26 protein-coding genes and 1 pseudogene are annotated in these 25,893 nt (G+C 65.5%); 4 read left to right on the forward strand and 23 right to left on the reverse strand.

All coding sequences use genetic code 11. The annotated features are described in order from the left end of the window. Positions 1-10 precede the first annotated feature (10 nt). The 12 genes and pseudogenes from SD72_RS10265 to SD72_RS10315 form a co-directional block, all read right to left on the reverse strand. Complete coding sequence (locus SD72_RS10265; protein ID WP_052492602.1) at positions 11-1,141, reverse strand: NYN domain-containing protein; 1,131 nt, start codon at positions 1,139-1,141, stop codon at positions 11-13. Between the two features lie 90 nt (positions 1,142-1,231). Beyond that, a complete protein-coding gene (locus tag SD72_RS10270) occupies positions 1,232-1,927 on the reverse strand; it encodes a bifunctional 4-hydroxy-2-oxoglutarate aldolase/2-dehydro-3-deoxy-phosphogluconate aldolase (RefSeq protein ID WP_232299720.1) in 696 nt (231 codons plus the stop codon). A gap of 227 nt (positions 1,928-2,154) precedes the next feature. Further along, a complete protein-coding gene (guaA, locus tag SD72_RS10275; RefSeq protein WP_042544372.1) occupies positions 2,155-3,738 on the reverse strand; it encodes a glutamine-hydrolyzing GMP synthase in 1,584 nt (527 codons plus the stop codon). After that, positions 3,735-4,223 (reverse strand): DUF3817 domain-containing protein, encoded by a 489-nt coding sequence (locus tag SD72_RS10280; RefSeq protein ID WP_042544427.1) that lies wholly within the window; start codon positions 4,221-4,223, stop codon positions 3,735-3,737. Before SD72_RS10280 ends, guaA begins: the two co-directional genes overlap by 4 nt. Before the next feature lie 10 nt (positions 4,224-4,233). Continuing rightward, on the reverse strand, positions 4,234-5,151 hold the full coding sequence (locus SD72_RS10285) for an SURF1 family cytochrome oxidase biogenesis protein (RefSeq protein WP_042544373.1): 918 nt from the start codon (positions 5,149-5,151) through the stop codon (positions 4,234-4,236). Positions 5,152-5,153: 2 nt separating this feature from the next. Continuing rightward, positions 5,154-6,275, reverse strand: a complete 1,122-nt coding sequence (locus SD72_RS10290) for a GuaB3 family IMP dehydrogenase-related protein (RefSeq protein WP_042544374.1) — start codon at positions 6,273-6,275, stop codon at positions 5,154-5,156. Between the two features lie 211 nt (positions 6,276-6,486). Continuing rightward, entirely contained in the window at positions 6,487-7,857 is a 1,371-nt protein-coding gene (locus tag SD72_RS10295) for a DUF3100 domain-containing protein (protein WP_042544375.1), read from the reverse strand. A gap of 27 nt (positions 7,858-7,884) precedes the next feature. Next, a complete protein-coding gene (locus tag SD72_RS10300; protein WP_042544376.1) occupies positions 7,885-9,090 on the reverse strand; it encodes an amidohydrolase in 1,206 nt (401 codons plus the stop codon). A gap of 21 nt (positions 9,091-9,111) precedes the next feature. After that, entirely contained in the window at positions 9,112-10,650 is a 1,539-nt protein-coding gene (locus tag SD72_RS10305; RefSeq protein WP_042544377.1) for an aldehyde dehydrogenase family protein, read from the reverse strand. 2 nt (positions 10,651-10,652) lie between these two features. After that, positions 10,653-11,126, reverse strand: a complete 474-nt coding sequence (locus SD72_RS18600; protein ID WP_420038426.1) for an NAD-binding protein — start codon at positions 11,124-11,126, stop codon at positions 10,653-10,655. Continuing rightward, a pseudogene (locus SD72_RS18605) lies at positions 11,106-11,570 on the reverse strand (NAD(P)-dependent oxidoreductase); the annotation flags it as partial. The gene SD72_RS18600 and the pseudogene SD72_RS18605, both read right to left, overlap by 21 nt. A 30-nt stretch (positions 11,571-11,600) precedes the next feature. Beyond that, positions 11,601-12,467: a MurR/RpiR family transcriptional regulator gene (locus SD72_RS10315; RefSeq protein ID WP_084767129.1), complete on the reverse strand. Its 867-nt coding sequence runs from the start codon at positions 12,465-12,467 to the stop codon at positions 11,601-11,603. Between the two features lie 159 nt (positions 12,468-12,626). Between SD72_RS10315 and SD72_RS10320 the strand changes: the two genes are divergently transcribed. After that, positions 12,627-13,622 (forward strand): cation diffusion facilitator family transporter, encoded by a 996-nt coding sequence (locus SD72_RS10320; RefSeq protein WP_042544379.1) that lies wholly within the window; start codon positions 12,627-12,629, stop codon positions 13,620-13,622. A gap of 122 nt (positions 13,623-13,744) precedes the next feature. Next, positions 13,745-14,131 carry an ArsR/SmtB family transcription factor gene (locus SD72_RS10325; protein WP_042544380.1) on the forward strand — a complete coding sequence of 129 codons (387 nt, stop codon included), beginning with the start codon at positions 13,745-13,747 and terminating at the stop codon, positions 14,129-14,131. A 42-nt stretch (positions 14,132-14,173) separates the two neighbouring features. Here SD72_RS10325 and guaB read toward each other — a convergent pair whose 3' ends face one another. The 3 genes from guaB to groES all read right to left on the reverse strand — a co-directional run bounded on the left by guaB (position 14,174) and on the right by groES (position 17,088). Continuing rightward, entirely contained in the window at positions 14,174-15,676 is a 1,503-nt protein-coding gene (gene guaB / locus SD72_RS10330) for an IMP dehydrogenase (RefSeq protein WP_042544381.1), read from the reverse strand. A gap of 38 nt (positions 15,677-15,714) precedes the next feature. Continuing rightward, positions 15,715-16,647 carry an EamA family transporter RarD gene (gene rarD, locus SD72_RS10335; RefSeq protein WP_042544382.1) on the reverse strand — a complete coding sequence of 311 codons (933 nt, stop codon included), beginning with the start codon at positions 16,645-16,647 and terminating at the stop codon, positions 15,715-15,717. A 144-nt stretch (positions 16,648-16,791) separates the two neighbouring features. Beyond that, the gene (gene groES / locus SD72_RS10340) at positions 16,792-17,088 is read right to left on the reverse strand and encodes a co-chaperone GroES (protein WP_042544383.1); all 297 of its coding nucleotides are present in this window, start codon (positions 17,086-17,088) and stop codon (positions 16,792-16,794) included. A gap of 182 nt (positions 17,089-17,270) precedes the next feature. On the opposite strand from groES, the gene SD72_RS16980 reads away from it, so the two are divergent. Continuing rightward, positions 17,271-17,723, forward strand: coding sequence for a DUF4190 domain-containing protein (locus SD72_RS16980; protein ID WP_052492603.1), 453 nt, complete (start codon positions 17,271-17,273; stop codon positions 17,721-17,723). Positions 17,724-17,733: 10 nt separating this feature from the next. Next, on the forward strand, positions 17,734-19,020 hold the full coding sequence (locus tag SD72_RS10350; protein ID WP_332307502.1) for a THUMP-like domain-containing protein: 1,287 nt from the start codon (positions 17,734-17,736) through the stop codon (positions 19,018-19,020). Positions 19,021-19,031: 11 nt separating this feature from the next. Here the strand turns inward: SD72_RS10350 and SD72_RS16985 are convergent, their stop codons facing one another. The 8 genes from SD72_RS16985 to glmS all read right to left on the reverse strand — a co-directional run bounded on the left by SD72_RS16985 (position 19,032) and on the right by glmS (position 25,870). Further along, a complete protein-coding gene (locus SD72_RS16985) occupies positions 19,032-19,655 on the reverse strand; it encodes a hypothetical protein (protein WP_052492604.1) in 624 nt (207 codons plus the stop codon). A 71-nt stretch (positions 19,656-19,726) separates the two neighbouring features. Further along, positions 19,727-20,833: a tRNA (adenosine(37)-N6)-threonylcarbamoyltransferase complex transferase subunit TsaD gene (tsaD, locus tag SD72_RS10360; protein WP_232299721.1), complete on the reverse strand. Its 1,107-nt coding sequence runs from the start codon at positions 20,831-20,833 to the stop codon at positions 19,727-19,729. Then, positions 20,830-21,354, reverse strand: a complete 525-nt coding sequence (rimI, locus tag SD72_RS10365; protein WP_332307503.1) for a ribosomal protein S18-alanine N-acetyltransferase — start codon at positions 21,352-21,354, stop codon at positions 20,830-20,832. The genes tsaD and rimI overlap by 4 nt, the downstream gene beginning before the upstream one ends. After that, positions 21,351-22,013 (reverse strand): tRNA (adenosine(37)-N6)-threonylcarbamoyltransferase complex dimerization subunit type 1 TsaB, encoded by a 663-nt coding sequence (tsaB, locus tag SD72_RS10370; protein WP_232299722.1) that lies wholly within the window; start codon positions 22,011-22,013, stop codon positions 21,351-21,353. Before tsaB ends, rimI begins: the two co-directional genes overlap by 4 nt. After that, positions 22,010-22,483 carry a tRNA (adenosine(37)-N6)-threonylcarbamoyltransferase complex ATPase subunit type 1 TsaE gene (gene tsaE, locus SD72_RS10375; RefSeq protein WP_042544435.1) on the reverse strand — a complete coding sequence of 158 codons (474 nt, stop codon included), beginning with the start codon at positions 22,481-22,483 and terminating at the stop codon, positions 22,010-22,012. Before tsaE ends, tsaB begins: the two co-directional genes overlap by 4 nt. A 38-nt stretch (positions 22,484-22,521) precedes the next feature. Further along, a complete protein-coding gene (gene alr, locus SD72_RS10380; RefSeq protein WP_042544384.1) occupies positions 22,522-23,661 on the reverse strand; it encodes an alanine racemase in 1,140 nt (379 codons plus the stop codon). Continuing rightward, positions 23,658-24,023 (reverse strand): holo-ACP synthase, encoded by a 366-nt coding sequence (locus SD72_RS10385; RefSeq protein ID WP_042544385.1) that lies wholly within the window; start codon positions 24,021-24,023, stop codon positions 23,658-23,660. Before SD72_RS10385 ends, alr begins: the two co-directional genes overlap by 4 nt. Then, a complete protein-coding gene (gene glmS / locus SD72_RS10390) occupies positions 24,020-25,870 on the reverse strand; it encodes a glutamine--fructose-6-phosphate transaminase (isomerizing) (RefSeq protein WP_042544386.1) in 1,851 nt (616 codons plus the stop codon). Before glmS ends, SD72_RS10385 begins: the two co-directional genes overlap by 4 nt. Positions 25,871-25,893 lie beyond the last annotated feature (23 nt).

The following is a 25,893-nucleotide window of genomic DNA, read 5'->3' on the forward strand; positions in this document are numbered from 1 at the left end:
CGCAACAGCGTTAGCCCGTCTGTTCGGCGAGCCGAACCAATCGTTCGTGCCCGCTCTCCTCGAGCTCCACGACATCAGAACGCGACTTCAAGAAGTCAGAGAACGAGCGAAACCCGAGCGCTTTCTCGTTGAAGGACGGATCCATGCGACGCATTTGCTGCTTCACCGCAGAGCTGTAGAGCCACCCCGAATCGTCGGTGTCTTGGCTCAGCCACAGCGCCCGGATGAGGAGACCGGTCACCGCGATTTCAGCTTCCTCTGGGCTCTCGGCCTCAAGCGAGTCCTCATCGTGCAGGTCTGCCTCGTGCTCATCCGCGCCAGCACGCAACACCTCGCGAAGCTCAGCCTCGCGATCGTCCGAAACGGGGGCGCCCGCCGCAGCCTGCGCGCGGCCAGTCTGCCCAGCCTTCGACGCCTGTCCTCCGCGGCCAGAAGACTCTGTCTTCGCGACGTCGGTCACCTCTTCGCTTGCGGCCTCGCTAGCGCTCTTCGCATCGTCCTGTCGACCCCCGCCGCCCCTGCGCGACCCTCCCCTGCCGCGCTTTGGCCGCGACTCCTCGTCGCGTGGCTGCAGTGGGGCAACGCCCGGAAGTGAGTCGTATGTCGCGAACTCATCACACGCAGCCGCAAGCGATTTCGCTGTTGAGCCAGCAACGCCGACGCCGACCACGTAGCGCCCAAGGCGCTTGCACCGCTGCGCGAGCGGTACATAGTCCGAATCCCCCGCGACGATCACCACGTGGGTGAGATCTTCGAGCCGGAACATGTCTTCGACGGTGTCAACAGCCAGGCGAATATCTGCGCCGTTCTTCGCGTACGCTGCGGCGGGGAACAGCTGCACAAGATCCACCGCGCGCGCGACGAGCTGCGACCGGTACTCGGCGTTCATCGGAGCAGACCAGTCCGCGTAGGCGCGCGTGAGCACGAGGGTCCCGAACGAGGAGGCGTAGTCGATGATCGCCCCAACGTCCACGATCGCAGCTTCGAGGCGCGCAGTGATCTCAGCGTCACGCTCTCCCTCCGCGATCCGTTGTCGGTCACGCGAAAAAGAGTTTCGACCGTGCACCCGGTCATACCAGGAGAGCACGATGTTATCGAAGTCGAGGTACACCGCTACGCGGCCATTCTGAATATCCAGCACACCCCCAGTCTGACAGCCTCAGCGCGCCCTGTCAGGCGTTTTCCCGATACCCAGGTTCCCGGGCGCGCTGACCCCGCCCTCCTCAGTCGCTCATTTGCCTGGCGGGGCCGCAATTGCGGCCGTCGCGGCCGCAGCGAGCTGCGCAACGCGCTCCCAATCCCCCGCCGCGATGGCGGCGTCTGGAGCCGTCCAGCTCCCGCTCACCGCGAATACGCCCGGTGTCGCAAGATAGGCGGCGACGTTGTCGGCCGTCACCCCGCCGCTCGGCAGAAACCGCATGTGCGGGAACGGCCCACGCATCGCCCGCACGAAACCGGCCCCGCCCAACTCCGCCGCTGGAAACACCTTCACTGCTGAGAGACCGAGACGGTCAGCCAACTGCACCTCGCTCGCCGTCCCAATTCCAGGCACGGGGAGAACGCCGCGAGCCAAACAGCGCGTCACGACCGCCTCATCAATCCCCGGTGAGATCACGAACCGAGCACCAGCATCAATCACCTCGTCAACCTGCGCAACGGACACAACCGTGCCAGCGCCAACCGTCAAGAGCGCAGAATAGTCAGCGAGACGCGCTATCGCCCCCACCCCACTCGGAGTGCGCAGTGTGATCTCGACGGCGGTGATACCGCCGGCGATAAGGGCGTCCGCGAGCGGCTCGGCCTGTTCGACGGAAGCCAGACTCACCACAGGAACAATTCGCGCGACAGCCACAGCTGCCAAGGCACGATCAAGCGGCCACACGGCGCCCGCTTCGCTCGCTCCGCTAAGCCCCATTGCTTCACTCATATCATTCCGCTCTGTTGTCAGACGTGCGCCCTCGTTCGCGGAGAGCACCGGGCCCGGCAGCACTGCCGGGGTGATACACGGCTCGCGCCGCTCCCCTTCAGAATAGTCGAAATGGGCACAACGAAAACAGCTCACCCACGTGCAGTACTCGGTTCCAAATGGAAACACGAGATGCACGTGAGTGAGCTGCGAGCGAGCTGAGGCGCGAGCGCCCAGCTACACGGGATTTACTCCCATTCGATCGTCCCCGGTGGCTTCGACGTGACGTCGAGCACGACGCGGTTCACGTCAGGCACCTGGTTTGTGATCTTGTTCGAGATGCGTGCGAGCACGTCGTACGGGACGCGAGTCCAGTCGGCGGTCATCGCGTCTTCCGACGAGACGGGTCGCAGCACGATTGGGTGACCGTAGGTGCGGCCGTCGCCCTGCACGCCAACCGAGCGCACATCGGCGAGCAGCACGACCGGGCACTGCCAGATCGAATCGTCAAGACCTGCAGCGGTGAGCTCGGCGCGAGCAATCGCGTCTGCCTCGCGCAGGATGTCAAGGCGCTCGCGCGTGACCTCGCCGACGATACGGATGCCAAGGCCTGGGCCGGGGAACGGCTGGCGGCCGACGATCGCCTCGGGAAGCCCGAGCTCGCGGCCGATCGCACGCACCTCGTCCTTGAACAGGGCGCGCAGCGGCTCGATGAGCTCGAAGTCGAGATCCTCAGGAAGTCCACCGACGTTGTGGTGGCTCTTGATGTTCGCGGTGCCGGATCCGCCGCCCGACTCGACAACATCGGGGTACAGGGTGCCCTGCACGAGGAACTTGATGGGCTCGCCCTCGGCCTTCGCCTCGGCGACGAGATCAAGCTGCACCTTCTCGAACGCGCGAATGAACTCGCGGCCGATGATCTTGCGCTTCTCTTCCGGGTCGGTGACGCCCGCGAGGTGACCGAGGAAGATGTCCTCAGCTTCAACGGTGATGAGACGCACGCCGGTCGAGGCGACATAGTCGCGCTCAACCTGCTCGCGCTCGCCCTTGCGGAGCAGTCCGTGATCAACGAACACTGCGGTGAGCTGGTCGCCGATCGCCTCGTGCACGAGCGCGGTTGATACCGCAGAGTCAACGCCGCCCGAGAGCGCGGAGATCACGCGTGCGTTTCCGACCTGCGCGCGGATCGCCTCGATCTGCTCGGCGATAACGTTGCCAGCGTTCCAGTCTGCGGGGATACCCGCGACGGTGTGGAGGAAGTTCTTGAGGATCTCCTGGCCGTGCTCGGAGTGCTTCACCTCGGGGTGCCACTGCACGCCGTACATCTTGCGCTCGGGCGAGCCGAACGCTGCGACGGGGGTGACCTCGGTGCTCGCGAGCACGTCGAACCCTTCGGGTGCCTGCTGCACGGCGTCGCCGTGGCTCATCCAAACGTGCTGCGTGTTCGGCTGGCCGCCGAGGATCGCACCGCCGTCGCCAACGAGCGTCGCTTCAGTCGAGCCGTACTCGCGGTCGCCGGTGTTGCCGACAGTGCCGCCGAGGGCGCGGGCCATCACCTGGAAGCCGTAGCAAATGCCGAGGGTGGGGATTCCGAGGTCGAAGATCGCGTCGTCAAACGCGGGCGCGCCGGCTTCGTACACCGACGACGGCCCACCGGAGAGCACGATCCCGAGCGGGTTCTTCGCCCGGACTTCCTCAGCGGTAATCGTGTGCGGGACGAGCTCGGAGTACACTCCGGCCTCGCGCACTCGGCGTGCGATGAGCTGCGCGTACTGCGCCCCAAAATCGACGACGAGAACGGGCCGGTGCCCCTCGTGCGCTACTTCTGTCATGCTGTGCCTTCCTGGCGATCTTGATCGGTGGCGACGGCGGACGCGGCGAGAGCCGCCTCCTTCTCGTCAAGGAACTGGTTAACCTCGCGGGCGATGCGCGCCTCGAGGAAGAAAGAAAGGAACGGGATCACGCCACCGAGCGCCAGTACGAGGAACCGCATGAAGTTCCAACGCATCGGGCTCCACAGCATGAAGTTCGCGATGAGGTACACGACGTAGAACCAGCCGTGCGCGATGAGGATCGCCTTGAAGAGGTCAAACCCTGGACGGGCGAATTCTGCTTCCTGCCCCTCGGGCACGATCGGCAGGAACTCGGCGACCGCGTTTGGCGTGAACAGGAAGAGTTCGACGTCAAACACGTACTTCATCACCATCACCGCGCAGAGCAGCAGCAGCATGACGCCGGTAATGACGGAGGTGACCTTGTATACACTCAGCGCCCGGCGAATACGGGGGTAGTCCTCGGGCTTCGGCTGGAGTTGCATGACTTCCATTCTATGGCTTGATTGTTGTCTCTGTTTCGCCCGCGGCCGCCTCCGCGGCGGCCTCTGCGGCGGCTTGCTCGTCCGCCTCAGCGGTGAGCAGCATCATCTCGTGTTCCTTCTCCCAGGCGTCGCGCGCGAGCCGGTACCAGAGGAACAGAGCGACGGCTGCGAACACGGCCCATTCGATGCCGTAGAACACATTGAGCCAGCTGACCTTCTCGGGGGCGCTAGGGGCGACGGAGTCGATGCGCACCAGTCCTGCGTCTGCGAGGTCGGGGGCGTCTGCGGTCTCGTGCAGCACCAAGTAACCACCGTAGATGGGCCCTGTGGGTGCCGCGTTCCAGGAGTTCGCAAGGAACGCTGGAACCATCGTGCGGGAGTAGTGCGGATCACCGTCAGGGCGCGGCACCTCGGGCGCTTCGGCCGGAAGGTATCGACCCTCGAGTACGCGTTCGCCCTCAGGCAGCGTGTTCAAATGCTGCACTGCGTTCGCCGCGGCCTCATCACTCGGCGCCCATCCGACGGCAACCGCGAGGCTTGCGTTGTCGTGATCGGGACGCACGAGGTGACCAACCACCCACGCGCCCTTGCTGCGCTCAGCGGTCGCGTCTGGCCCCTGGTTCATCCGCTCGCTGATCACCGAGAAATCGCCGGAGACGAAGCCGCCGTCCACCGAGACGACCGCTCCCGCTGAGAGCTCGGGAATGCCAGCGATCGGCGGGGTGAGATCGTCGATTGGACGAACCGTTTCGGTTGCGCTGAGCTCGTCAACGTTGTCGCGGATCGCGTTGCCCATCTGCCACTGACCGAGCCACGCGAACACCGCGGCAATGATCATGGCAAGCAGCAGCGCTGCGAGCCACTGGGGTCGTCGCATGACCTGGCCGAGCGTTGGCTCCCCGAGGTATTCAAGCTTCCGGCCCGCCATGGCTACCGCTCTGCGTGAACGATGTCGACGCGCTGGAACTCTTTCACGTCAGAGTAGCCACTCGTCGCCATCGCACGGCGGAGCGCTCCGAGGAGGTTCGCGCTGCCGTCAGCGATGTGCGCAGGGCCGTTCATGATTTCGGAGAGCGGGGCGATCTGCTCAACAGCGACGCGGCGGCCGCGGGGAAGATCCTCGTGGTGGGCTTCTTGCCCCCAGTGCCAGCCACGCCCGGGCGCGTCGGTCGCGCGCGCAAGCGCTGCGCCGAGCATCACGGCGTCTGCACCGCATGCGATCGCCTTGACGAGGTCGCCTGAGGTGCCGAGGCCACCGTCTGCGATGACGTGCACGTAGCGCCCGCCCGATTCGTCGAGGTAGTCGGTGCGCGCGCCGGCAACATCAGCGATTGCGCTCGCCATTGGAGCGCGGATCCCGAGGGTGGCGCGGGTCGTCGACGAGGCTCCCCCGCCGAACCCAACGAGTACGCCAGCGGCGCCGGTGCGCATGAGGTGCAGGGCGGACTGGTACGTCGCGGCTCCACCAACAATGACGGGCACGTCGAGCTCGTAGATGAACTGCTTCAGGTTCAGCGGCTCGCGCCCCTCGACCGAGACGTGCTCCGCGGAGACCGTGTTGCCGCGGATCACGAAGAGATCGACGCCTGCCTTCACAACGGTGTCAGTGAACTCGGCGGTACGGTGCGGCGACAGGGCGCCTGCGACAGTGACGCCTGCGTCGCGGATCTCCGCGAGGCGGTCACGGATGAGTTCGGGCTTGATGGGCGCCGAGTAGAGCTCGCGCATGCGCTTGACCGCTGCGACCTCGTCATCGACCCGAGCAATCTCTTCGAGCAGCGGCTCGGGGTTCTCGTGACGTGTCCACAGCCCCTCAAGGTTGAGGACACCGAGTCCGCCGAGCTGGCCAAGCTGGATCGCTGTCGCGGGCGACATGACCGAGTCCATTGGCGCCCCCATGACGGGGATCCCGAACTGGAACGCGTCAATCGTCCACGACGTGGAGACGAGCTCGGGGTCGCGGGTGCGCCGCGTCGGCACAATACCGATCTCGTCGAATGTGTACACACGGCGGGCGCGCTTTCCGCGACCAATTTCGATCTCGTTACTCACCCGGACAGTCTATCTGGTGCTTGCGCTGGCGAGGCTGTGTTCTCGCCCCACCGCCAGCCACACTGGCCGTCCTTTGCCTCTGCAGGAAACCCCGCCAGGCCGGGAAAGGCGGATCCGTGAAGATGGATGATCTACCCAAACAGCAACGCCGCGCCGGCAGAACTGTGTCTGCCGGTGCGGCGTTGCTTCTCGCTGTGTCTATCCGGGCGCGCTAGCCCCAGAAGCCGAGGGAGAACTCGGCGATGATTGTCGAGAGCAGGAACGAGGCGGTGATCGCAACGAGCCCGACCGGGATAATCTTCCAGCCAATGCTCTTGAGCATCGGAACGTCCTTGCCGAGCGAGAGGCCCGCGAGCGTCAGCATCACGGTCGCGATCGACAGCACGTCGATCGCGCCGACCTGCGCGGCCATCCACTCCCCGCCGAAGAACCACGGGCTCGAGAGGTACGCGCCGAGTGTGGTGATCCAAATGACTGAGGGGAGCACTCGAGTGACTTTACCAAGCCAGATTCCCAGAAGCGTGAGCCCGATGAGCACACCGTACCCGGCGAGGACTTGCCAGCTAAAGCCCTTCGCGGCAATCATCGCCGTCACTAGCCCGAGAACGGTGATGATTGGGATACTCAGCCGCAGCGGGACTGACACCGTAGACGTCGCGGATTCAATGGCCGTTACGAGGGTCCGGTTCTGCTCTGCCTCCGCTGCGTCGAGCGTTCCGGCTGCGGCCGCGGTCCGGGCGCGCTCGGCCTGTGCCTCAGCGTCTGCGATTTCCTGCTTGTGCTTGCCGCGGGTGAGGAAGTGGTAGAACTTATCAGCGAGCGGCAGTGCGAGCCAGATGCCAACGTAGACGCCGAGCAGGGTCGTGATGAGGTTCGACACCGATGCGATCGCGAAGATCTCGTCAGCCTGCGCGGGGTAGGCGTCGGCGATGACGCCAGCGGAGGCTGCCATCATCGATCCGCTTCCGACACCAGCACCCATTGCGAGTGCGAGCGGATCGAAGATGCCCCAGTTCGTCACAAGCGAGGTGAGGAGCGTGATGAACACGGCACCGAAGAGGGTGCCGAAGACGTACATCGAGAGCACGCCGCGGTACTGGTGCGAGTCGGGGCCGTACTTCTCTGACACGATCGCAAACGACGGCTCGCGGTCGAGCGAGAACGTCGCGCCAATCGTTGAGGTGCCCATGCGCAGCAACACGGCGAGCGGCAGCGCGAGTGCCACGGTGCCGAGCAGGTGTCCGATCTCCTGGAGCAGCAGCGCGGGGCCCGCGTTGACAAGCAGCATGAGGTTGGGGCCGATGTTGAACGCGAGGCGCGCGACGAGCACGAGCACCGTCACGGAGACGAGCGCGGAGGCCGCCTTCTGCAGGTCGATGCCGAGCGGCTTGAACTTCTGCACCGAGATCAGCAGGCCGGCGATCAGCCCCCACACCATCGGGAAGATCACGATGGAGCCGATACCAACGTTGATGTTCAGCGCACCCGCAAATTGCATCACCCCCGCGACGGCGAGCGCGAGGAGCGCAATGGGAAGGGTTTCTTGTTTGCCGACCACTGGGGCAACTGCTTTGACGCTCACTGTGGTCCTTTCTTGTGGGTTAGTTGGTTATTCAGAGTGAAAGGCGGACTGCAACAGCCGGTCGCGCGTTGCTCCGGGTGCCGCGGCGCCCGCCGCGGTCCATGCGAGCCCGATCGCGCCGTCGCGCATCGCGCGGTAGGCCTCGGGCGTGTTCGCAAACGCGGCGAACTCGTGGGTGTGGATCGGTGCCGTGGCTCCCGGCAGGCTGAACCACGGGTGCAGCGAGGGAATGACCTGGCTGACATTGCCCATGTCTGTCGACCCGCCGCTCACGCCGGCGGATGGCGTCGTGTCGTAGCCGAGCGCGGCCATCGCGCTCGTCCACGAAGCGGCGAGCGCGTCGTCCTGGATCAGCGGCTCGTAGAGCGGTTCCGTTTCGCTGATCTCGAGCACGGTTCCCGTCGCGACGGCCGCCCCCTCGAAGCATGCCCTGACGCGCTCGAGGAGCGCGAGGTAGGCGTCGAGTTCGAACGCGCGGCACTCGAACTCGACGACCGCGCGGTCCGGGATGATGTTCGTGACCTCACCAGCCTCGCGGGTAACCAGGGCGATGCGCTCGTCGCCGCGGATCTGCTGCCGCAGCAGCCCGATGGCCACGTGCGAGAGCACCGCTGCATCGGCGGCGTTCACGGCGAGGTGAGGGGCGGCGGCCGCGTGCGCGGACTTGCCGGAGAACACCGCGCGGAAGCGCCCAACGGCCTGCGCGCTCGTGCCGGTCGGGTTGTAACTCATGCCGTCCTGCACTGGGTGCAGCATGAGCGCGAGGTGCGCGCCGTCGAAGGCGCCGCGTTCGAGCAGCACGGACTTGCCGCCGCCGTGCTCCTCCGCTGGGGTGCCGATCGCGCGGACGGTGATCCCGAGCTCGTCGGCGACGGGCGCGAGTGCGAGCGCCGCGGCAACCGAAGTACCGGCGATGAGGTTGTGCCCGCAGGCGTGGCCGATGCCAGGGAGGGCGTCGTACTCGACGCAGAGCACGACCTCGAGCGGGCCGCTGCCGGCGCGCGCTTCGAAGGCGGTGTCGAGGCCGCCGACGCCGCGGTCGACTGCGAAGCCGCCGGACTCGAGGAGCGCAGCGATCGCCTTGGCTGAGCGGTGCTCCTCGAAGGCGAGCTCAGGGTTCGCGTGCAGTTCGCGCGCGAGGGCCTCGACCCTGTCGTGCCATTCATCGACCCCCGCGGCAATTGCGCGGCGAACGCTGTCTGGTTCAGCCCCCGTGGTGATATCCGTAGTCATCCTGTGCTTCCCCCTCTCCTACTAGTAACTCAGCGACGGGAATGGCGCGCCCGTCGCCTGGGTCGGAACCCAGACGGCCTTCGGCTGCGTGTATTCGTCGACGAACCCGGGGCCAGATGACCTGCCCTGCCCCGAGTCGCCGAAGCCGCCAAACGGCACGGCGACGTGGATCGTCTTGTAGGAGTTCACCCAGAACGTGCCTGCCCGAACGGCGCGTGCGACGTAGTGCGCGCGCGACACGTTCTCGGTCCACACGGCGCCCGCGAGGCCGAAGCGTGTCGCGTTTGCACGCGCGATGGCCTCCTCTTCGGTGTCGAATACGTCGGCGCCGACGACGGGGCCGAACACCTCAGTCGTCTCGAGCGTGTTCGAGGGGGTGACCCCGTCGAGCAGCGTCGGGAGCACCCAGTTGCCGCCCGCGAGGGCTGCACCGGTGACGGCTGCCGGCAGCGTGTCAGAGGTCACGCGGCGGGCACCGTCGCCGATGCCGCGCTCGATGAGCGAGCGCACGGTGTCGTACTGCGGCCGGGTGATGATGGGCCCGATCTCGGTGGTTGGATCGAGCGGATCACCGATCCGCAGCTTCGCGGCCTTCTCGCTGACGAGCGCGATGAACTCCTCGTGGACGTCTCGCTGCACGAGGAGCCGTGAGCCCGCGACGCACGATTGCCCGGCCCCGGAGAACACGGCCGAGATCGCACCGTCGGCCGCGCGCTCGAGGTTCGCGTCGGCGAAGACGATGTTCGCGCTCTTGCCGCCGAGCTCGAGCACGGTCGGGATGCCGACCTGCGCTGTCGCGACGCCGACGCGCCTGCCCGTCGGGACGGAGCCGATGAACGACACCTTGCCGACACGCTCGTCGGTCGTGACCGCCGAGCCGACTGTCGCCCCGAGCCCGACGGCGACGTTGAAGACGCCGTCGGGAAGGCCTGCCTCGTGGGCGATCTGCGCGAGCCGCACCGTCGAGAGCGGGGTGAACTCGCTCGGCTTGAGCACGATCGCGTTGCCGGCGGCGAGCGGCGCGGCCGAGTTCCAGCCTGCCGTGAACAGCGGGGCGTTCCACGGAGTCACCGCGACGACGACGCCGTAGGGTACGCGCTCGGTGTACGTGTGCCAGTTACCGGGGACGGGGATCGTCTCCCCCATGAGCTTGTCTGCCCAGCCCGCGTAGTAGCCGAACATTTCGACGACCTTCGTCGCCTCGGCACGCGCGTCGCGGAGGGTCTTGCCGGTCGTCGCGGACTCGAGGAAGGCGAGTTCCTCGATGTGTGACTCAACGGCGGCCGACACGCGTCGGAGGATCGCCGCGCGCTCGAACGCGTCGAGCGCGCCCCAGGTCGCGGCGCCCCGGCGTGCACTCTCGAGCACCGCGTCGGCGCCGTCAGCGCCAGCGTCGCCGTAGCTCGCGAAGCGCTCGCCCGTCGCCGCGACGACGAGGTCGACCGTCGCGCCCGATCCGGTGACGATGGCGCCGTCGACGAACGAGCCGATGCGTCCGCCGAGCGAGCTGTTCACCGCTGCCTGCGCGGTCTCGGCCGAGGAAGTGTGGTGAGTGGTCATGATTACTCCTGCGTCTTCTCCGCGGCGTCCCCGCGGCTCTGTGCCTGATTCGTGACCGCGGGCGCAACAGTGCGCGCGATCTCGGTGAAGTCAGCTGTCGCGCCGAGCTCGGCGAGCGAGCGCTGCCAGAGCGCGCTGCTGGCGCGGAGCAACTCGGGGGTCTCCCCAACCTCTGCGGCGATGTCCATGGCGAGGCTGACGTCGCGGGCCATGAGTCCCATAGAGAAGCCCGAATCGTGGGTTCCGCTGAGCACCCAGTCGGGGTACATCGCGCTAGACACCTTGCTCGCGCCCGAAGCGCCTGAAACGCCGGCTGCCGCAGCGGCTGGGTCGACGCCCCACGCCTCCGCAACCGCGAGCGCCTCGCCAACGGTCGCGAGGTTGACCGCAGCGAGCGCGTTGTTGATGAGCTTGACGACGTTGCCAGCCCCGGCAGCACCGAGGTGCTGGAATTGCCCGGAGGTGAGCGCCTCCAGTGCGGGGGTCACGGCTTCAACCGCCCGGTCAGTGCCGCCGACGAACGCGCTGAGTCTGCCGGTCGCCGCTCCCGCGCGGCCGCCGGAGACGGGCGCGTCAACGAACGCGGATCCGGTTGCCTCGGCGAGCTCGGACATCTCCCTGCTCGTCGCGGGTTCAGAGGTCGTGGTGTCGACGATTCCGCAGGTCACCCCACCCGCGAGCAGCGCCGGCACTGTCGATCGGACGAGCGCGGCGTTCGGGAGCGACAGCACTGCGTAGTCGACCTCGCCGATGCCCTCGAGGGCATCAACGGCGCGAATTCCAAGCGCCGTCGCTGCGTCGCGCGCCACCGGTGAGGGGTCAAAGCCCGTGACGCTCCAGCCACTCGTGTGCAGCGTTGCCGCCATTGCGCCGCCCATGGCGCCGAGGCCGATAACTGCGATTCGTTTTTGCATGATTCCTTCCGATGGGGTGAACGAGTGATGCGTTCGTTAGTCGAGGTAGATGTCGAGGTCTTTCCAAAGCAGTTGCGTGCGCCGAAGCGCTTTCCTGCTGCGCTCGGGGTGTGCCGCTTCCATGCCTGCGAGCAAGCCATAGACGAGCGACGTTGTCGCCGTGATCGATTGGAAGAACGAGACACCCTCCGACGGCACGATCAGCACGTGGTCAGCGATCTCCGACAGGAGGCCGCGCCTCATATCGGTGATGACGAGTACACGCGCTCCAGCCGCACGTGCGGCTGCTGCGGCACCCCGTAGCTGTCCAATCGTGCGCCAGAGGTTGATGATGACGACGACGTCACCCTCACCAACGTCATTCATCGCGCTCGCGATATGGACGCTGCCGCGGCCCTCGTGGGAGATGTTGTACCCCATCGTCTTACCGAGGTGAGCGAGCACGGTCGCGGGACCGGCAAAAGAACCGAGACCAAACACGAGAATCCGTGTCGCGCCCGCGAGTAGCTCAACCGCAGCCTCAGCGTCAGCCTCGGAGTTCGACTCGCCTGCGTGTCTGAGGTTCGCGATATCGCGTTCGAGCGCCTGGTGCAGGGGCGAGTGGTAAGGACCGTGCTCAATCAGCGTGTCCTCCGTCGAGATGCTCGTGAGATAGAGCGAACGCAGCTCTCGCTGGAGGTCGGGCCAGCCGCGATAGCCAAGGGCCTGCGCGGTCCGCACAACCGTTGAATTGTTGACGCCTGCACGTCTGGCAACCTCGGCGGTGTCTGCAAACGCGATCATCTGCGGGTTGTGGCTCAGCGCTTCGGCGACGCGGCGCTGAGATTTCGTCAGGCTCGCCATGTTGAGAATGTCGGCGAAGAGCCCTTCGTGGCCAGCGCTCGACGAGGTGTCATTGGTCATGTCGCCCCACTCCCTTGTGATCGAAAGAACGTCTGCAACCAATATTGCAGAACCTCCTTCCACAATGTCAAGTGCAGAACGTTTCTCGGGGGCGACATAATCGCTCAGATCAGCTAACATCGCCTCTAGGAGATGAGTCACGAGCGAAGGAGAGCGGGAATGGGAACCGGACACAACCACGATCACGGCGTCAGCGGTGTGCAGACAGCGACGGGAAGCCACAGGAGGCGACTCATCGTCGTCCTCGCCATCTATGCGAGCATCATCCTTGCCCAGGTTGTCGGAGCGTGGATTACCAACAGCCTCGCGTTGGCTGCCGAGGCCATGCACATGGCTGTCGACGCAAGCGGGATCCTCATCGCACTGATCGCCACCCTGCTCGCAACAAAGGCCGCAAGCGCAAAACGCAGCTACGGTCTCATGCGAGCGGAGATCGTAGCCGTACTCATCAACTGCCTGTTGCTCTTCGGCCTCGGCGGCTTCATTCTGTTTGAGGCGGTTGAGCGGTGGTTCAACCCGAGCGAAGTCGCTGGCGGCGGCGTCATCGTGTTCGCGGTGATCGGTCTTGCGGGAGCAGCTGCCTCGCTCGTGATCCTCAACCGTGGCGCGAAAGAGAGCCTGAACGTGAAGGCTGCGTTCCTCGAGGTCATGAGCGACGGCATTGGCGCGGCGGCGATCATCGTGTCAGGCATCCTCAACGTCACGCTCGGATGGAACCAAGGGGACGCCCTCGCTGCCGCCGCCATCGGCGTGATTATTCTGCCCCGAGCGTTCATGCTGCTCAAGCAGGCGGTGAACCTCATCATGCAGGGCGTACCCAATGGCATTGATCTCGAAGAGGTTCGCGAATCGATCGTCGACACCGAGGGTGTCGAAGCCGTGCACAGTCTGCACGTCTGGGGACTCACCAGCGGCGTTTCTGTGATGTCCGCCCACATCGTTCCGACGGACACCGCGACCGACGCCGGTGACCACCCACGCATGCTTGACGAGCTCACACTCGTCATGCGGGAGCGATTCGGCATCGAGCACTGCACATTCCAGTTCGAAGAGCTCGCGCACCTCGACCACGAGGGCCTCATGCACCGCGACCTCGCCGGGCTATCGCCAACCCCGTCGGTAAGCGGTGGTCAGCATGTTGGTCACAGCCATTGAGCGCGGGGCGTTCGCCAGCCGGGGCAGCCGGCCCGGCCGGGCAAGCCAGGCCTGCCCGAACGCGGCGGACCCGCCAGCAGCACCTCAGGGACGATGAACACGGCGAGCAGTATCATCGAGAAATGATGATGAACGCGAATCGGGCAGAGGGTAGCGAGCGAGCGGCCGAGCTTGAGGCGCTCGTCCCTGCAACCTGTCTCTTCCATAGCTTCAGCGATCCGTCTCGACTCGTGATCCTCCAGCATCTCCAGCTTGGGGAGCACAGGGTCGTCGACCTCACCGAGCATCTCGGCCTGTCCCAGAGCACCGTCTCAAAGCACCTCGCTCGGCTTAAGGACGCGGGCCTCGTGGCCTCGCGCCCAGAGGGAAGAGCTTCCGTGTACTCGCTGCAGCATGCCGAGGCACTCACCGAGCTCCTGGCCGCGGCAGAAAAGCTGCTCGCCCTCACTGGCGACGCGGTGCAACTCTGCCCCGTACACGGACCAAGGGCCGCCGCGAAATCAGAGTGATCTGATTCGCAGGCGGCCCTTGGCCATTGCCCGAAGCGGCGACTACTTGCGGTAGTTCGGCGCTTCCACAACCATCTGCACGTCGTGCGGGTGGCTTTCCTTCAGGCCCGCCGAGGTGATGCGCACAAACTGGCCGCGCTCCTTCAGCTCGGTGATCGAGCGCGCGCCAACGTAGAACATCGACTGTCGCAGTCCGCCTGTCATCTGGTGGGCGACAGCACCGACGGGGCCGCGGTACGGAACCTGGCCCTCGATGCCCTCCGGAATGAGCTTCTCGTCGCTCGGAACGTCAGCCTGGAAGTAGCGGTCCTTCGAGTACGAGGTGCGCTCGCCACGGGTCTGCAGCGCGCCAAGCGAGCCCATCCCACGGTAGGTCTTGTACTGCTTACCACCAACGAAAACGAGGTCGCCCGGGCTTTCGTCGGTTCCGGCGAGGAGCGACCCCATCATGACCGAGGACGCACCAGCGACCAGCGCCTTGGCGATATCGCCCGAGTACTGCAGACCGCCATCGGCGATCACGGGGACACCGGCTGGCGTCGCAGCCTTCGCAGCTTCGTAGACGGCGGTCACCTGTGGCACGCCAACGCCGGCAATCACGCGGGTCGTGCAGATCGAACCAGGGCCCACGCCCACCTTCACCGCGTCAGCTCCGGCCTCAACGAGTGCCTTCGCGCCGTTGTAAGTCGCAACGTTGCCGCCGATCACGTCAACCGACGCGAATGCGGGGTCTGCCTTGATCTTCGCAATGATGTCGAGCACACCCTTGCTGTCGCCGTTTGCTGTGTCGACAACGAGCACGTCGACGCCAGCCTCAACGAGCGAGCCAGCACGCTTCCACGCGTCTCCAAAGAAGCCGACGGCTGCGCCTACGCGCAGGCGTCCGGCGTCGTCCTTCGTCGCAAAGGGGAACTGCTCTTCTTTGTCGAAGTCCTTCACCGTCATCAAACCGGTGAGGCGGCCGTCCGCGTCTACAAGTGGCAGCTTCTCAATCTTGTGCTGCTTGAACAGCTCAGCAGCCTCGTCGCGGGTGATGCCGGTGCGAGCGGTGATGAGCGGCATCCGCGTCATCGCCTCCGATACGCGCACGTTGGCGCGGTCCTTCGGGTCGATGAAGCGCATGTCGCGGTTCGTGATGATGCCAAGCAGGACACCCGCCTGGTCAACAACGGGGAGACCGGAGACCCGGTACTCGCCGCACACCGCATCGACCTCGGCGACAGTAGCGTCAACCGATGTGGTGAGGGGGTTCGTGATCATGCCAGCCTCAGACCGCTTGACGCGGTCGACCATCTCGGCCTGATCCTGAATCGACAGGTTGCGGTGCAGAATGCCAAGGCCGCCGTTGCGCGCCATGGCCACCGCCATCCGGGTTTCCGTCACCGTATCCATCGCTGCGGAGATGAGCGGCATCGCAAGGCGAACGCGCCTCGTGAGCTGCGTCGAGGTGTCCGCCTCGCTAGGAATGACGTCCGTGTGCGCTGGTAGCAGCAGCACGTCGTCGTAGGTGAGTCCAGTGAACGCGAAGGGATCACGCTGTTCCATACAACCTCTTTAATGCTCGTGGCGTCGACGGAGAGTTACTAGTCTAAGGGAATCGGACCTGTGTGAGGCTGATGGGCGGTTCCAGGGTCTGGCGCGCGGCGCAAGCGAACGACCATATCGGCGATGAGGAACATCAGCGCGATCCACACGGCGATGAATCCGATCCAGCGGGCGAGCGGCAGTTCCTCCCCCATCACGAAGAATCCGAAGATGAAACCAAGGATCGGCGTGAGGAACTGCAGGAAGCCGATGTAGGTGAGCGGCAGCCGCCTCGCTGCCTCACCAAACAGAATAAGCGGGATGGCAGTGAGCAGGCCGCTCACGAGCACGAGCGAGGTGATGACGCCGCCGTGGGCGAAGGCGCTCAGACCAGCGACCGACGCGACGACCGCGAGTTGCACGAGGCCAATGGGGACGGAAACGAGCGTCTCCACCGTGAGCCCTGTCACACCGTCAACGTGTTCGATGCGCTGGTGCACGACCCCGTAAAGCCCGAAGGTGACGGCGAGACCGAGCGCGATCCAAGGGACCCTGCCGTAGGAAATCGCGGAGAACAGCACGCCCGCGCCCGCGATGATCACCGCAACCCACTGCAACCGCGAGAGCTTCTCTCGCCAGAAGATGACGCCGAAGAGGATCGTGAAGAGTGGGTTAATGAAGTAGCCGAGTGCGGTCTCGAGCACGTGGCCGGTGATCACGCCGAGGACAAAGATCTGCCAGTTGGCGTAGAGCAGGATCGACGACAGGGCAAACAACCCGAAGGTCTTAGGCGCCCTGAGCACACTGACGATGCGGTCCCAGCGCCGCGTGACCGTCACGATGAGGGCGCAGACGATGAGCGTGGTGATCACTCGCCACGAGACGACCTCAAATGGATTCGCGACCGCAATCAAGGTGAAGAACAGCGGAAACGTCCCCCAGAGGAGGTACGCGCCAATTCCATCGCCAAGTCCAGCGCGCGTTTCTTTCACTGCCTCAGTCTACGCCTCTTCTCACGCGACATGCGGGGTAGCGCTACGCGGGCGGGGCAACTGCAGACGGCCAACGCTCAGAGCCTGGAAAGCACGAAGCCGGGGCAGCACCGCAATGGTGCTGCCCCGGCTTCGCGAAACGATTTAGCGCTCGATGACCGCGAGAATGTCGCGGCTTGAGAGCACGAGGTACTCCTCGCCAGCGGCCTTGATCTCGGTGCCGCCGAACTTCGAGTAGATGACGATGTCGCCGACGTTTACGTCGACGGGGATCCGGGTGCCGTTGTCCGAGACACGGCCGGGGCCCACTGCAACAACCTTGCCCTCCTGGGGCTTTTCCTTCGCGCTGTCAGGAATGACGAGACCGGAAGCAGTGGTCTGCTCCGCCTCTACCTGCTGGATGACGATTCGATCCTCGAGCGGCTTGATGGCGACCGACACGGTTGACCTCTTTCCAAAGCTGTTGGTTTTGCACCCTTGCGGGTGCCTCTGTAGGAGATTCTATGACCCCCGTTGGCACTCATGCAAGGCGAGTGCCAACGCCTGGGGTCGGGGATCGCGCACAGCGAACACAGCAACCCAAAGGTAGGCTTAGAACCAACCCTTAACTGACTTGGAGCACCATGAGCACCATCAATCCCCAAGAGCCATCGCAGTACGGCCAGAACGACACGGCAGCGCAGCCGACCGTCCCGTTCCCGGCTGATCAGTCCCCGAGTGCCCCGCAGTTCGGTACCGCAGCGTACGCTGCGCCTTACGCACCCCACCAGAACGCGGCACAGCAGTACGAATACCCGGGGAAGGCTCCCGCAGCGACGACACTCAAGGATACGAACACGTACGCCGTCATCGCGATTATTCTGGCGTTCATCGCGCCCATCGCCGGCATCATCTTCGGTCACCTCGGCTTGAACCAGGTCAAGCGCAATGGCGATGCCGGCCGCGGCCTCGCACTCACAGCGCTCATCTACGGTTACTGCGTGACCGCGCTCGGAATCCTGTTCATCGGGCTCTACATCAGCGCCTTCGCCCTGATGATCGGTGCAGCCACGAGCGCGGGCTTCTCGTCGTATTGAGCAACGACGCGTGAGCGAGCACGTCAGCACCCGACCCCGGGAATCGTCTGCGGGGCAAGCACGCCCAATCCCCGGCTGGGATGCCCTCACGACCGCGCACGGTGCGGCGCTGCTGGCACGAGCCGCGGAGCTTGGCGCGTCCGGATCCTCGATCGACAGCATTGGTCAGCGCCTCAGGCGCGAAACCGAAGTCGATCCGAACCTGCTTGCAGCAGCGCTCACGGTAACGGGGCTGCGCGCCAAGGCGGTGCCAAAGTTTGGTGAGCGCTCCGGCGACATGCTTTTCACGCAAGCCGGTCTCGAGCAGGCATCGCGACGCCAGGTCGCCGCGCTCCATGCGTCGCGCTTCGCCGGCTGCACGACCGTAGCCGACCTCGGGTGCGGCCTCGGCGCTGAGTCGCTCGCCTTCCTCCGCGCAGGGCTCGGCGTTCGCGCCGTCGAACTCGATCCGCTCACGGCCGTATTCGCCGCCCACAACCTGGGAATCGAAGCGGCCGCGCTTCACGCAGAGCGGGGCACGGCGCCAGCTTTCGAGGTGCTCACCGGCGACGCAACCGTGCTCGGAAGCGCCGACGCTGACGGCGTCTTCCTCGATCCAGCGCGACGCACACCGGGACACAGCGACACCAGACGGATCGCCGCAGCAGCGGACTACTCCCCCTCGCTTGATTTCGCCTTCGACGCCGCGCGATCGGCACGCGCAGGCGGGGTCAAGCTCGGGCCGGGCCTCGACCGCGAGCTCATCCCAGAAGACGCTGAGGCGCAGTGGGTCTCAGTCGACGGCCAACTCGTCGAGATGGGCCTGTGGTTTGGCGCTGCGGCAAGGCCAAGCATCCGCCGGGCTGCCACCGTCATTCGCACGACGCCAGCCGGTCAGGATCTCCACGAGTTGCTCGCGCCAGCTGACGCGGAAGACGTTGACGTCCGGGAGCTTGGCGAATACCTCATCGAGCCGGACGGCGCGGTGATCCGCGCGCGCCTCATCGGGCAGCTCGCAGCTGAGCTCGACGCCGGCATGATCCACGAGGGCATCGCGTACCTCACAACCGATCGGCTGCCCGAGACCCCATTCGCCCAGGTGTTCCGCATCACTGAAGAGCTCCCAGCACGCGAGAAAGACCTCAAACGCGCCCTCGCGCAGCGTGGCATCGGCCGGCTCGAAATCAAAAAGCGCGGCGTGGATGTGGATCCCGCCGCGCTTCGCACGCGTTTGCGCCTGAAGGGGCCGCAGTCAGCGACCCTGATCCTCAGCCGCTCGGCGGGCAGGCATGTAGCCCTGCTCGCCGAGCGCTGCTGAGGAAGAGTGGCTTAGTAGCTCTCAGAGAGAATCTCGGCGCACGACACAGTCTGCCCGAATACCTCAACGGATGTTGCCCCGCCGAGGCAAGCCTCAGCTGCGGAAACGCCGGAGCTCGCGAGCCCGAGCACGGCAAACATGAGGAAGGCGCCAACAATCACGCCGAGTGCACCAACGATGATGCCGATCACGGCGGGCAGGTTCTTCGCCTGAGCCTTCTTGGACTGCACGAGCCCAATAATGCTGAGAACGAGGCCGATCAGTGAGATCGGGAGGATGAACGAGACGATGAGACCGACGATACCGAGCGTCTTGCCCGGGACCGTCGCGGGAGCCTGGCCGTACCCGGGAGCCTGGCTGTACCCGGGAGCCTGGGCATAGCCAGGAGCCTGTGGGGCAGCTCCGAAGCCCTGGGTTGCACCGTATCCGGGCTGCGGGGCACCGGGGGCGACGTACGGCGCGCCAGGCTGGAAGGGGGCCTGCGGCGGCTGCTGCGCCTCAGGCTGCGGCGGGACAGGGAAGCCAGCCGGGGCATCTTGCGGGAGCGGTGGCGCAACGGGAGGTGCTACTGGCGGAGTCGCCTGCGGCTGCTCCGGCGTTGCTCCGGGATCGGTGTTCGGCGTGTTGTCGGACATATCGTTCCTTACAGTATGTATCTGCTGACTGACAGCCAGCAGAACAACGATACATCGAGAACGGCGTCGCGCTACAACTGAATGTCAGTGACTGGAAGCGTCGAGTCGGCGCCGAAGTCGATCCCGGAGGGAGCGTGACCGGCCGCAACAAGCTGCGCCCCGAGCGACGCGATCATCGCTCCGTTGTCCGTGCAGAGCGAGAGCGGCGGCACCCTGAGCTCGACGCCAGCGGCCTTGGCGCGCTCCGCTGCGACCTCGCGCAACCGCGCGTTCGCGACCACGCCACCGCCGAGCAACAGCCGCGGCACGCCGAGATCCTGGCACGCGGCGAGCGCCTTCGTAAGGAGGACATCTACGACGGCCTCCCGGAAACTCGCCGCAACGTCTGCGACGGGAACCTCCTCGCCCGCTGCGATGCGCTTCTCCACCCACCTGGCAACCGACGTCTTCAGGCCAGAGAACGAGAAATCATATCGATGCTTCGCCATGTCCTTCGGGAGCGTCAGACCGCGAGGGAAACGGATCGCCGCGGGGTCACCTTCGGCCGCAACGCGGTCAATATGCGGTCCGCCCGGGTACGGCAAGCCGAGGAGCCTCGCGACCTTATCGAACGCCTCCCCCGCCGCGTCGTCAATCGTCTCGCCGAGCAGTTCGACGTCGCTCACGAGATCCCGCACCAGCAAGAGCGACGTGTGACCGCCCGAGACCAGCAGCGCAATCGTCGGCAGCTCAAGCTCCCCGACAGACCCAACGGCAGGCCTGAGACCCTCGCCGTGCAGCAGATCTGCCCCGACATGCCCAACGAGATGGTTTACGGCATACAGCGGCCGATCGATCGCGACCGCGAGCGCCTTCGCCGCAGACACACCAACCATGAGCGCACCGGCAAGGCCGGGGCCCCCGGTCACCGCGACGGCATCGATCTCGTCGATCGTTACCCCCGCGTCGGCGAGCGCGCGCGCAATCGTCGGGTTCATTGCTTCAAGATGGGCGCGAGCGGCGATCTCGGGAATCACTCCCCCGAACCTGGCGTGCTCATCCATCGACGAAGCGATCGCGTTCGCGAGCAGGGTCCGCCCGCGTACGATGCCGACGCCCGTCTCGTCACAGCTCGTCTCGATACCGAGAACGAGCGGCTCACGCGCTGGGGTCTGTGCTGCGGTCACTGTCTCACTCACTGTCGTTCTTTCATCTGCAGAAGCATCACGATGGCATCGACTCCCGACGGCTGATAGTAGTTCGCGCGCACACCGATCTCGGCAAAGCCAAGCGATCCGTACAGCCCGCGCGCTACGGGGTTGTCGGCGCGCACCTCAAGAAACACCTGGGCGGCGCCGCGGCGACCCGCCTCGTCGAGCAGCTCGTCCATCAGCGCACGCCCGTAGCCTGCGCCGCGAAGTTCAGGGGCGACCGCAATCGTCTGGATATCACCGTCGCTGCCAAGCACGAGCACCCCAGCGTAGCCGTGGAGCGCTCCGTCAGCATCGGCCAACACCAGATACCTTCGGTGCTCGCCGGCGAGCTCCTCGCGCACCATCTCCCGGCTCCACGCGTCATCGCCGAACAGCGCCGCTTCGAGCCTCGCGATCTCGTCAAGGTCGGCGAGTGTCGCATCGCGGATCGTCGCGGTCGCAGCAAGCCCCGCGCTCCCGGCGATGCCGCCCTCCGCTGATGCGTCGTCGACTGCCGCCCCGTTCACGGGGTCACCGGCTTCGGCGCGCGCGGCTGCATCACGTCGGGGAGCCTGAGATACAGCGCATGCTCCGGTGCGAACGCTCTACCGGCCGCAAGGTGACGCGCGGCGAGCCGAACGAGTGCCGCTGCGGGAAGCCGCTCAGGCCACAGCTCGTTCGCGACGCTCTCAAACCCCGCGCGCGGGGCGAGGTGCGGCTCAGCGGCACGCTCGGGAATCCCAGCCCAGTCGAGCGAACGGTAGTCTGTGACGAACAGTTCGCGCCGCTTGGCGTCCTGCACGATCCGCACGCCTGCCGTTGCGCCGGATTCGAGCGCCTCAAGCACCGCAGCGTCGTGGCTGACGAGCGGCAGAGTCGCGAGTCCACGCCCGAACGCGAAAGCGTTCGCGGCGGCGATCCCGACCCGCAGACCCGTGAACGGGCCGGGGCCCATGCCTGCGACCACATGGGTGACGAGCTGTGGCGAGACGCCGTGCTCGGCAAACGCGCGCTCAATGAGGGTGCCAATGACCTCTGCGTGACCGCGCGGGTCATCGCTCGACACCTCCGTAACGCCCCCGGCTGAGCCAACGGCCACGCTCGTACCAAGCGACGTGTCGATCGCGAGAATCACCTGCTGCCCGATTTCCGGCGCCTCGACGCTACGCACACTGATGTCGGTCACGCGAATACCCCGTTCTGCCACCGCTGGCCGTGCCCGGTGACGGTGAGCGTGCGGGGCTCAACGGGAGCCTCCGCGAACTCATCTGGATCGTCTGTTGCGAGCTCCGCCCCCGCATGAGCGCCGCCAACTGGGCGGTCAATGACCACCTCAACCCACGAGTCGCGGGCATCAACGAGGCCAGCGCCCCACTCGGCGACGACAACTGAACCGTCAAAGTCGAGGTCGAGATCCTCAACCTCTGTCGCATCAGCGAGTCGGTACGCGTCGACGTGCACGAGCGGCGCACCCCCGACAAGCGACGGGTGGGTGCGTGCGATAACAAAGGTGGGGCTCTGCACGGGGCCACGGACGCCGAGGCCCTCACCGATCCCCCGCGTAAACGTCGTCTTCCCAGCGCCGAGCGGACCCGTGAGAATCACCAGGTCCCCCGCCAAGAGCACGCGCCCGAACGCGACACCCAGCTCGTGCATCGCATCAGGGTCTGCCACAACGAACTGCTCGATCACGCTCACGCGGCGTCCTCATCAACAGCGCGCCGAAGCACACGCGGCCCGATCCCGACGAGAATTTCGTAGTGGATCGTGCGCATCAGCGCAGCCCAAATATCGATCGAGGGAAACCCGCGCTCCGGGTTGCCAAACAGCACAACCGGTTCGCCAAGATCTATGCGCCCGCCGAGCCGACCGACGTCGACGATGAACTGATCCATTCCGATGCGGCCAACGATCGGGCAGGCCTCACCGGCAATCGTGACCCACGCACCAGCCCCGTTCAACGCTCGGGGCATACCGTCGGCGTAGCCAACGGGCACCAGCGCAAGCGTCGTCGCCACCTCGCAAATGTGGTTAAAGCCGTAGGAGACGCCCGTCCCTGCCGGCACGCCGCGCAGCGCAACCACCTCCGAACGCAGTGTCATTGCGGGAGTGAGTCCCAGCTGCGCCGAGTTCTTGCCGGCAATCGGGCTGAGCCCGTACGCTACGACCCCAACACGAACCGTGTTGTAGTAGAGCTCCGGCCGGGTGAAGAGCGCCGCACTCGCTGCAAGGTGGATGAGCTCAGGCTCGCACCCTGCCGCACGGAGCATCGCGATAGCCTCGTCAAAGTTCGCACCCTGCGCAAGGTCAGCTTCTTCGCCGGCATTCGCCAAGTGGCTGAAGATCCCGCGAACGGACACCAGGCCCTCACGCTCAAGCTCAGCGCCACGCGCGAACAGGGCATCCCACTCATCTCGCGAGGCCCCGTTGCGGCTCAGACCAGTGTCGACCTTGAACTGCAGCGTCGCACGCCTGCCAGTTGACCGCGCCGCCTGCGCAAGCGCCTCAAGCTGCCTGAGGTGAGAAATCCCCACATCGATGGACTGTTCGATAGCGGGGACGAAATCCACCCGCGGGCCGTGCAACCAGCACAGCAACGGTGCATCGATGCCGCACTCGCGAAGCTGCAGGGCCTCCTCGAGATCAGCTGTCGCGATCATCGTCGCTCCACCGGCAACCGCCGCGCGCGCAACAATCTCAGCCCCGTGGCCGTAGCCACCGGCCTTCACCACAACGATGACATTCGCGTCCCCAGTGAGCTCGCGAATGCGCCCAACGTTTTTCCGGATCGCCCCAACCGAAATATCGGCGACGCGCATCGATCCAGTCCTCATACGGATATACCTCCGTGCTCAACAATAACGAACGCGGTCGCGACGCCCGTGTCGTGTGTCATGCTCAGGTGGACCCTGTCCGCCCCGCGGGCCGCAAGCGCAGCCGCGAGACCCGCCGTCGGCACGAACTCCGGTGCACGCAACTCGTTGCGGCGCACCTCCATGTCTGGCCAGGTGAGATCGCCTGAATCCCCGAGCGCCTTAATGAGCGCCTCTTTTGCCGCGAACCGCGCGGCAAGCGACGGCGTCGACAGCTGCCCCTCCGCTGCGCTGAACAACCGTTCGCGCAGCTTCGGCGTGCGCTTCAGTTGCTGCTCGAAGCGCGCGATATCGACAGTGTCGACGCCGATGCCGATAATCACTCGACGGTCACCGATTTCGCGAGGTTTCGCGGCTGATCAACGTCGAGGCCCTTCGCGGTCGACAGCTCGAGCGCAAACCACTGCAGCGGAACAACCTGCAGGATCGGATCGAACAGCGCGTCACTCAACGGAATCCGGATCACCTCGTCCGCGAACGGCAGCACCGCGGTGTCGCCCTTCTCCACGATCGCGATGACGCGCGCGCCACGGGCACGGATCTCCTGGATGTTCGAGACAACCTTCGAGTGCATGAGCGGCGACGTCCGCGGGCTCGGGACAAGCACGAAGACAGGCTGGCCGTGATCAATGAGCGCGATCGGGCCGTGCTTCAGTTCGCCTGCCGCGAAGCCCTCAGCGTGGATGTACGCGATCTCCTTGAGCTTCAGCGCGCCCTCGAGCGCAGCCGGGTAGCCGACGTGCCTGCCGAGGAACAACACGGACCGGGTGTCAGCCATCCAGTGCGCGAGCTCAGCAATCTGCTCGTGAGTCGCAACAGCCTCGACCATCTTTTCCGGCAGCGCCTCAAGCTGCGCAACGGCCTCTGCTTCGGCCTCGGCGGACAGCACACCGCGCACACGCCCGAGATGCAACCCGACAAGGTAGAGCGCCGTGACCTGCGCAATGAAGGCCTTCGTCGACGCGACAGCGACCTCAGGGCCGGCGTGCGTGTAGACGGCCGCGTCTGACTCGCGCGGGATCGTCGCGCTCTGCGTGTTGCACACCGAGACGGTCGTCACGCCACGTTCGATCGCGTACTTGACCGCCATGAGGGTATCCATGGTCTCACCTGACTGGCTGACCGAGATGACCATTGTGCGATCCGAAAGGACGGGGTCGCGGTAGCGGAACTCGTGGCTGAGCTGCACCTCGACTGGGATCCGCGCCCACTGCTCGATCGCGTACGAACCGATCATGCTCGCGTACGATGCGGTGCCACAGGCAACGATGATGATGCGGTCGATAGCGTTCAACCGCTCAGCGCCAAGCTCAGTGAGCTCAGGGATCTCGACATGGCCGTCGACGATCCTGCCGCGAATGGTGTTCGCTATCGCCTCTGGCTGCTCGTTGATCTCCTTGGCCATGAAGGACGACCAGCCCCCCTTGTCAGCGGCGCCGGCATCCCACTCGACCTCGTACTCTTCGAAGGTCACCTCGGTGCCAGCGAAGTCGGTGATGCGCACGGTATCTGGAGTGATGATCGCAATGTTGTCTTCATTCACGACAACGGCCCTGCGCGTCGAGGACACGAAGGCCGCGACGTCAGACCCGAGGAAGTTCTCCCCGTCTCCGAGCCCAACAACGAGCGGCGAGTGATGGCGCGCAGCCACAATCTTGCCCGGCTCGTTCTCGTGCATTGCCAGCAACGTGAATGTGCCGTGCAGTCGCTGAACGACCTCGCGGAACGCGGACTCAAGGTCCTTGCCAGCGCCAGTCTCAAGCCCGAGCAGCGCTGCAACGACCTCAGTGTCGGTCTCGCTCTCGAGTTCCGCACCGCGCGCGATGACCTCTTCGCGCAGCTCAGCAAAGTTCTCGACGATTCCGTTGTGGATGAGCGCGAGACGGTTGTCCTCGCCCAGGTGCGGGTGAGCGTTCAGATCCGAAGGCCCACCGTGCGTCGCCCAGCGTGTGTGGCCGATGCCCGTGCCAGCGGCGCGCACGGGGCTCGCCTCAAGCAGGTCTTCCAGGTTCACGAGCTTGCCCGACTTCTTCCGAACGGAAATCCCGCCGGTATCGTCGATAACCGCGACGCCCGCGGAGTCATATCCGCGGTATTCGAGCCTGCGAAGGCCGTTCAGCAGCGCCTCGACAGTGTCATTTGGGCCTGCATATCCTACGATTCCACACATGCACTCGATTTTAGTGGCACGAT

This window comes from Leucobacter komagatae, assembly GCF_000834055.1.
Lineage (GTDB): Bacteria > Actinomycetota > Actinomycetes > Actinomycetales > Microbacteriaceae > Leucobacter > Leucobacter komagatae_A.